At 40.6% G+C, this 8880-nt stretch carries 5 protein-coding genes and 1 pseudogene; 4 read left to right on the plus strand and 2 right to left on the minus strand.

All coding sequences use genetic code 11. From position 1 onward, the window contains the following. Positions 1–69 precede the first annotated feature (69 nt). The 3 genes from sbcC to recJ all read left to right on the plus strand — a co-directional run bounded on the left by sbcC (position 70) and on the right by recJ (position 5719). Positions 70–3093, plus strand: coding sequence for an exonuclease subunit SbcC (gene sbcC / locus IM475_RS15055; RefSeq protein ID WP_287728088.1), 3024 nt, complete (start codon positions 70–72; stop codon positions 3091–3093). 19 nt (positions 3094–3112) lie between these two features. Continuing rightward, a complete protein-coding gene (locus IM475_RS15060; RefSeq protein WP_287728089.1) occupies positions 3113–3367 on the plus strand; it encodes a MoaD/ThiS family protein in 255 nt (84 codons plus the stop codon). A gap of 69 nt (positions 3368–3436) precedes the next feature. Continuing rightward, positions 3437–5719: a single-stranded-DNA-specific exonuclease RecJ gene (gene recJ / locus IM475_RS15065; protein ID WP_287728090.1), complete on the plus strand. Its 2283-nt coding sequence runs from the start codon at positions 3437–3439 to the stop codon at positions 5717–5719. A gap of 54 nt (positions 5720–5773) precedes the next feature. Here the strand turns inward: recJ and IM475_RS15070 are convergent, their stop codons facing one another. Further along, positions 5774–6721, minus strand: a complete 948-nt coding sequence (locus IM475_RS15070; protein ID WP_287728091.1) for a fused MFS/spermidine synthase — start codon at positions 6719–6721, stop codon at positions 5774–5776. Positions 6722–7034: 313 nt separating this feature from the next. On the opposite strand from IM475_RS15070, the gene accA reads away from it, so the two are divergent. After that, positions 7035–8024, plus strand: coding sequence for an acetyl-CoA carboxylase carboxyl transferase subunit alpha (gene accA / locus IM475_RS15075; RefSeq protein WP_002744097.1), 990 nt, complete (start codon positions 7035–7037; stop codon positions 8022–8024). Positions 8025–8256: 232 nt separating this feature from the next. Here accA and IM475_RS15080 read toward each other — a convergent pair. Further along, positions 8257–8742: pseudogene (locus tag IM475_RS15080) on the minus strand (phytanoyl-CoA dioxygenase family protein); the annotation flags it as partial. Positions 8743–8880 lie beyond the last annotated feature (138 nt).

Here is an 8880-nt window from a genome sequence, read left to right on the forward strand (position 1 = left end):
TTATCCTCTGATTAATTTCTAACCTGTACTGCATTCTCTCCCCTCTCCCACCTCCCCACCTCCCAGCTTATGATTCCCCTAAAATTAACCCTGAAAAATTTTCTCAGTTATCGCGAGGCAGTGCTGGATTTTCGCGGATTACATACTGCCTGTATTTGTGGTGCCAATGGTGCGGGAAAATCCTCTTTACTCGAAGCAATTACTTGGGCAATTTGGGGAGAAAGTCGCACCTCGATTGCTGATGATGTGATTCATGCGGGCAGCGATTATGCGCGGGTAGATTTCGAGTTTAGTTATGGGGGAGAAATCTATAAAATTATCCGTAGTCGTCACCGGGGAGGGAAAGCTTCTGGTTTAGATTTTCAGGTGATTAATGATCAAAGTTTTCGTCCTTTATCGGGTAAAAGTATTAAAGATACTCAAGCACAGATTAATACTTATCTAAAAATAGACCATAAAACTTTCATTAATTCTGCTTATTTACGACAGGGACAAGCGGACGAGTTTATGAAACAGCCTCCCAGTGGTCGTAAACAGATTTTAGCAGAATTATTACAACTTGATCGCTATGAAATTTTAGCAAATAAAGCCAAGGATATATCGAAACAATTTGATGGGCAGTCCCTCCAGATCGAGCAGCAAGTAGAAACTATCAAACTCCGTCTTCAGGAGAAAAATTCTTATCAGGAACAGCTGCAAGAGTTAAGCAGCCAAATTGACCAAATTAATCAAGAACAAGAGGTAAATAATCGGCGTTTACAGCAACGACAGGGGGAAGAAAATCAGCGTCAGAATTGGGAAAAACAGCTGCAGTGGCAAAGAGAACAGGAGCGAGCTTTATTAGCAGAAATCGAGAGATTAGACCGGGAAAAAGTTAGTCTAGACAATCAATTAAATCAAATAAGGACTATTCTTCATCGCAAAAATGACATTATTACTGCACACGAGCGCCTAATCAATTTAGATCAGAAAGAGGCAAGTTTGTCAAGTCAATTGCAAGCTTGGCAACAGGCCCAGTATGATAAACAACAATTAGAACAGAAATTACAGCAAAAAATTAACGAATTTACCCTTCCCATCCAACAAACGAGCGCTCGTTTAGAAGAATTGGGAAGACAGGAACAAGAAACTCAAAAAATTATCGAGCAAGCGGGGGATATTCAAGCAGGATTAGAGAAATTAAATTATCATCGTCAACGTCTTCAGGAATTGGATAGATTAGCTTTAAAATATGCTCCTTTAAATAGCCGAAAAGCTGATTTAAATATGCAGTTGGAACGGGAAAAAGCTAAGATCAATGCTCGTTGGGAACAATTGCAAAAAAATCGGCAACAATTAGAGACAGAAATCGCTCGTATTCCTCTACTAAGAGAGGAAGCTCTCAATTTAGCCAAACGAATTAAAGAACTAGATAAAAAACAAACCTATTGTGAACGAGTTGAAGAAAAGGAAACTCTCAAACAAGTGGACAAAAAAAGTTTATTGGAGCAACAGAAAAGATATGAAGAACAACTTTTAGAGTTAACTGATAAATTGGAAAAATTAAATATTCCCGATTCGGTTTGTCCTCTGTGTGAACAGAATTTAGACAGTCATCACCGTCATCAAGTAATCAGGAAAACCCATCAAAATCAAGAACAAATTCAAGAGCAAATTTGGTCCCTACAGGAACGGATGGCAGACTGTGATCGAGATTTAAAACGTTTAGGGGAGGAATTAGCCCAAATTAAACAAGAATTGCCAGCAAGGGCGAATCTACAACAAAAATATGTACAGTTAGAAGTCAAGTTAGAAACTATTGAAGAAAAGGAAATAGAACTAGAGAAAACCGAGGAGATACTTGTCCAGTTAGAAGCACTTTTAAGCAGTGGCAATTATGCCCTAGAATTACAGCAAGAATTGCAAATTGTCAATCAAGAAATCGCCCTATTAAACTATGATGAACAAAGTCACGCTTTAGTCAGAGGAGAAGAAAAAAGATGGCGTTGGGCAGAAATTCAAGAATCAGAACTTAAGCAAGCAAACCGTCGTTTAGCTAATATCAAGGCTGAGAAACCTAATTTAATTAATCGATTAGCTAGACTAGAACAAGAGAAGCAAGAACTAGGTCAAAACTCCCCACTGAAACAGGAAATTGAGCGCTTAGAAAAGCTTATTCAAAACTTAAATTATGATCGCAGTGAACATCAGAATATTCAAAATCTGATCCGACAATTACAGGGGGTAAGATTACAGTATCAAGACTGGCAACAAGCAGAAAAAAATTATCCAGAAATAGCCGCTAAAATCGCTGACATTGAGCAAAGATTACAGCTGCGAAATGAGGATCGCCAGAAGATAAATCAGGAGTTAGTAAATATTAGTCAAAAGATTGGTACTTTGACTGACTATCGCCAAGAAATAGCCGTATTATCGACTAATATTCAACAGCGAAGACAGATAATTGATGGATTGCTCTCCCAAAAAGGTCGGGTTGAGGAGAAGTTACATCAACTAGAAACTTTAGGTAAACAACTGACAGAAAAAGAGAGCGATTTAGCTAAAGTTAAACAACAATATAGAGTTTATAAAGAGTTAGCCCTAGCTTTCGGCAAAAATGGCTTACAAACTCTGATGATTGAGAATGTTTTACCAGAGTTGGAAGCTCAAACTAATCATATCTTAGCTCGCTTAACTGGTAATCAATTTCATGTGCATTTTTTAACCCAAAAAAGCGGTAAAGGTACGAAGAAACAGCAACAAAAGTCAATCGATACTTTAGATATTATTATTGGTGATACCCGGGGAGCCCGTCCCTACGAAACCTATTCAGGAGGAGAAGCTTTTCGGATTAATTTCTCGATTCGATTAGCTTTAGCGAGATTATTGGCACAAAGAGCCGGAACAGCCCTACAAATGCTCATTGTTGACGAAGGATTCGGAACTCAGGATGCGGAAGGATGCGAGCGCTTAATTGCGGCAATTAACGCTATATCCGCCGATTTTGCCTGTATTTTGACTGTAACTCATATGCCCCAATTTAAAGAAGCTTTTCAACACCGCATCGAAGTCCACAAAACCGAACAGGGTTCTCAATTAATGTTATTATCCTAGGAAAAATATTGATGTAAAGATGGAAAAGATTACGATCACAGTAAAACTATTTGCTATTTATCAAGAAGTCTATCAAACTTCACAATTAAACCTCGAATTTCCTGCCCACACTTCCGTGGCAGCAGTGTTAAACTATATTATAGCCCCCTATCCTCAATTAGAAAGATGGCGCGATGTTACTCGTTTTGGAGTTAATCTTCAGTTTGTTTCGGGAGAGAAAATCCTCAAAAATGGCGATGAGATAGTTTTAATTCCCCCCGTTAGTGGTGGCTAAATGGAGATAGGGAAAATCACAAAAGTTGACTGTCACCTTTTTTCCTTTTTACTTTTTCCTTGATATCCCGTGTCTAACTGGCAAATTCCCCCATCGGTAGAGCTTCCCCAAGAGTTTTTAAAAATAGTCGAAGACTATACCCCAGAGTCGGATGGCAGCGTCGTGGCACAAATATTATGGCATCGCGGTGTCCGGGATGTGGTGACTCTGGGGACGTTTCTGGATGAGAAAGCTTATCAGTCAAAAACTCCCTTTGATTTTGGGCAAGAAATGAACTTCGCCGTCAAAAGACTGCAAAAAGCCCTAAATAAAGGCGAAAAAGTGACTATTTGGGGTGATTTCGATGCCGATGGTGTCACCGCTACCAGTGTCCTCTGGGAAGGATTGGGACAGTTTTTCCCACCCTATCAACAGTTAGATTATTACATACCCGATCGCCAAAAAGAATCCCACGGCCTCAATTGTCCAGGTATCGAGAAACTAGCGCATCAAGGAACCAGTTTAATCGTCACCTGTGACACAGGAAGCACGAATATCGCCGAAATTGACTATGCAAACAGTCTAGGCATCGATATTATCATTACTGATCATCATACCCTACCCGACGAGCGCCCCGAGGTGATTGCCCTGATTAATCCCCGCTACTTTGTGGAAACCCATCCTTTCTATCATCTTTCTGGGGTTGCCGTTGCTTATAAATTAGTGGAAGCGATGTATTTAACCCTTGCAGATATTCCCAGAAAACCCCTAGAAAATTTGCTCGATTTAGTTGCGATTGGTTTAATTGCCGATTTAGTCAAATTGACGGGAGAATGTCGTTATTTAGCCCAAAAAGGTATTCAAAAACTGCAAAATACTCAGCGTTTGGGAGTTAAAAAATTACTCGATTTATGTAACAAAACCGGAGATAGACCGCTGGATATATCCTTCGGTATTGGACCGCGAATTAATGCTATCAGTCGCATTTATGGCGATGCTAGATTTTGTGTGGAATTACTTACCAGTGAAGATGAAAAGCGTTGTCACGAATTAGCTGAACAAGCGGAATTAGCCAACATTCGTCGCCAAGAAATCCAACGGGATATTATTAAACAAGTTCAGAAAAAACTAGAGAGAATTGATCTTTCCACCACTAATGTAATTATTTTAGATGATCCCCAATGGATGGCGGGAATTTTAGGATTAGTTGCGGGACAAATTGCCCAAGAATACCAACGACCAACAATTTTATTAAGTACCAGTGAACCACCTTTTGCTAAGGGTTCCGCTCGGTCAATTCGTGAGATCGATCTCTATCAATTAGTATCTTCTCAATCCCATCTTTTACATCGTTTTGGTGGTCATCCTTTGGCCGCAGGTTTAAGTTTAACCATAGAAAATTTACCGCTATTTATTGAGGGAATTAATCAACAGTTACGACGCACAGGAATTGATTTAACTTCCCTTTCTTCTCAGATAGAAGTGGATGCGGTGGTGACGGTTTCCCAATTGGGAAAAAGTCTATTTCGAGAATTAAAATTACTGGAACCCTGCGGAATGGGTAATCCGACACCAAAGCTATTAATTCAAAATTGTTATTTTCAAAATCTTTGGCATAAAAATCTTGAGGATTTCAAAGGCAAAAAAATCGCTTATCCCCGGACAACTTTTGAAATCTGGGATAGTTCAATCGAGCAGGGTTTCCCCGGTATGTGGTGGGGTCATCACAAAGACGAAATTGCTGCCGATACCCGTTATGATGCCGTAGTTGAATTAGATTTTAATACCTACAAAAATCGCTATGAAGTGCGCTTAATTGCCCTGCAAACTTATCAACAACAATCCCTAACCTATAGCAATAAAAAAGATTTTTTAATCGACAATCGCCATCGAGAAATTAGTCAAGAAGTTAGCCAATTAAATCCCCTTTTTCTCTGGGAATGTCCCCGGGATTGGACAAAACTTTCCAGGGAATATCAACAGGCAATTTTACGCGATAAAAAGTTAGTTCTTGCCTATGCTAGTCCTTTAAAAAAATCCGCTCACACCACATGGATAAACCTTGTGGGGATTGGGAAATATTTAGCTAGAACTAAAACCAGTATTTCCCGTCAACAATTACAAAAGCGCTTAAACCTCAGTTATCATACCCTAGAATTAGGATTAATTTCCCTAGCAGAAAATGGCTTTAAAGTCAAGAAAAATCAAGAAAATTTATCCTTTGAATTAATCAATCATGAGGCAAAAATTAATAAGATTGAGCAATTTCTAGAAGCGGTGGCCCTAGAAAACTTTCTCCAGCAATACTTTGCTACTGTTCCCCTAGAAATTCTGCAAGCAATTCTCAATCATGAAGACTCGATCGATTTCTAATTCTAAATCCGTTGAGTATATTATGACCCTTATTTACTGATAACTGATTACTGATTACTGATTACTGATTACTCCTTGACCGAAAAATTTCGGGGGTTTTGCCAGGGTATAAACTTCCGTATTTTGTGCGATTGCTTGACGAATATAGAGAGGAGTTTGTAACATTCCGAGCAAAGTCATGCCATCAATTAAACGTAATCCTCCTGTAGTTGTATCGCTGATTAATTCATCCACCACATCGGGATCGGGACGAGTATTTAAAGGATGATTAGCACAGAGAGTAAAACCCCAAGGGGAACCATAACTAGGAGTAGGAGCGCAATAGGAATGAACGTAGGGAAAAACTGCTTTTAAAGTATTCACCAAACGCGCATGATACATCACCGAAGGAGGAGAAACCGGGCCAGATTGGACAACAACAATGCCATTTTCTGCCAAAACTCTTTGTAGTTTTTCAAAGTATTCTTTCGTGAATAGGGGGAAAGAAGGACCCTCTTCGATGGGATCAACCAGATCGGAGATAATAATATCCCATTGATCGTTAGTGGTGTCTAAAACCTCTAAAGCATCGGCCACAACTAACTCAAAACGAGGATCATCAAAAGTGCCTTGGTGCATTTCGGGAAGATGTTCCTTACAAGCTTCTACCACATCCCCATCGATATCGATCATCATCACTTTTTCGATTGTTTTCCAACGCAATAACTCCCGCGTTGTCGCACCTTCACCACCTCCCAAAATTAAAGCAGTTTTTGGTTCTTGGTGGGCAATCATTGCCGGTTGCACTAATGCTTCATGATAAATAAATTCATCCCCCGTACAAGATTGCCATTTCCCATCCAGTACCAAGGCTTTTCCATAGGCCCCCGATTCAACAATATACATCTCCTGAAAAGCGGTTTTTTTGTAGGCTAAAATCCGCGAAACCCCATGACTATAAATGTCCCAGGGGGTAATATATTCGTTAACCCATAGATCCGCTTTTAGTTCACTTCCTGCCATAACTAATCCTCCTTGGGGTGAAAAAGGCACGATCTACTATTATACGACAATTGACAGATTTAGATCGTTAACCTGAAATTATCTCCAGGTAATCCCGAAGCTGCCGATAATCGATCGCTGAAAAACGGTAAGCTAGAAAAGATTAAGTAAGTAGTTATAATTAAATTGAAGATAGATTTTGCCTCTGATCCCCCCTGCCCCCCTTGATAAGGGGGGTGCCGATCCCCCCTTGATCCCCCGTTGATAAGGGGGGTATTTGATAATTTTTAACGCCTACCTACTTAGCGAACAGTAAACTTCTAGCCACTAACCTATGACTAAAAACGAGACTACCGAGAAAAAGATTTTTCTCCTAGATTTTGAGAAACCCCTTTACGAATTAGAATCCCGCATCGAACAGATTAAAGAATTAGCCCAAGAAAATAGCGTAGATGTCTCGGAACAAATTAGTCAACTAGACGAACGAGCTAATCAATTACGTCGTGAAATTTTTAGCAATCTCACCCCTTCCCAAAGGCTACAATTAGCCCGTCATCCCCGGCGCCCCAGTACCCTAGACTATATTCAGGCAATCACCGATGAATGGTTCGAGTTACACGGGGATCGCGGTGGTTACGACGATCCCGCTCTTGTGGGTGGTGTTGCCCGTTTTAACGGTCGTCCCGTGGTGATTATCGGGCATCAAAAAGGCCGGGATACTAAGGATAATGTGGCTAGAAATTTCGGCATGGCTGCCCCCGGGGGTTATCGTAAAGCCATGCGTTTAATGGAACACGCCCATCAGTTTAATCAGCCAATTTTAACCTTTATTGACACCCCCGGCGCCTGGGCGGGGGTGGAAGCGGAAAAATTAGGTCAAGGGGAAGCGATCGCCTATAATCTTCGGGAGATGTTTCGTTTAGATGTGCCGATCATTTGTACTGTTATTGGCGAAGGTGGTTCCGGCGGCGCTTTGGGGATTGGTGTCGGCGATCGCCTGTTAATGTTAGAGCATTCTGTCTATACCGTGGCGACTCCCGAAGCTTGTGCCGCCATTCTCTGGAAAGATGCCAAAAAATCCGATAAAGCAGCAGTTGCCCTCAAAATTACCTCAAAAGATTTGAAAGAGTTAAATATTATCGATCAGATCGTTCCTGAACCCTCCAGAGGGGCCCATGCTGATCCGATAAAAGCGGCAGCCAATTTAAAAGCCGCTATTAGTGAAAATTTAGAGGCTTTATCTTTATTAACACCCCAACAACGGCGCGAATCTCGTTATCAAAAATTCCGCAATTTAGGCGTATTTTTAGAGGCTACAGCTTAATCAGTGAGCAGTGATCAGTTATACCAAATCCTGTTCACAAAGTAGAAGCATTCGGATAGGAAATCTACGGTTTCAGCGATAGGTTATTACCTCAATGCTTCGCCCCTACTTTCAAAATCTTGCACCTGCTTCGCAAAAAAGCCCCAAACCCCTTAGCTCGTCTATATTTTACCTTTATTCAGCCAGCCCTAATTAGTCCGATTAATTCCGAGTTATTAGTGGTAGATTAATCTTACCAATTAAAAGGCCCCAAAGCCCGATCATTGTAATCGCCACCCTCGGCAATAAAATGAATTACCATCGATTTACGGGTTAGCAGGGTATTATTAATCTTCCCACCACCATGAATTAACATTCCGTGCCAGAGAAGAATCTCTCCTTTTTTAGCAGTAAATGATTGACAGTCATAATTCTGAGCGCGCTGGTTAACATAATCTTGGTATTGGGGAATTTGAGCAGCAGTAATATTTTTAAGATTGACGGCGGGATAGTCTGGAAAAAAGTCAGTTACTTTGATATTTTTATGAGATTTAGGATAAAAAATTAGCGGGCCAGCATCGGCGGAAATATCTTCCAAGGCAATCCAAACACCAACTAAATGATTAGCAGGATGAACATAAAAAACTGCCATATCCTCGTGTAGCCCCTGCTCTGTACCGTGCAGGAAGTTGATGGAATATCTCGGTTCGCAGGATTTGCCAATAATTAAATTAACTAGGGTTTGCTGAAAAAGTAGGGGCGAAGCATTCGGATAGAAAATCTACGGTTTCACCGATAAGTTATTGTCCGAATGCTTCGCCCCTACAGGACGCGGAACCATGAAGACGCAAGGTTTTGAAGCACGATTCTCTCAGAA

The sequence above is a fragment of the Microcystis sp. M061S2 genome, from assembly GCF_020245605.1.
Lineage (GTDB): Bacteria > Cyanobacteriota > Cyanobacteriia > Cyanobacteriales > Microcystaceae > Microcystis.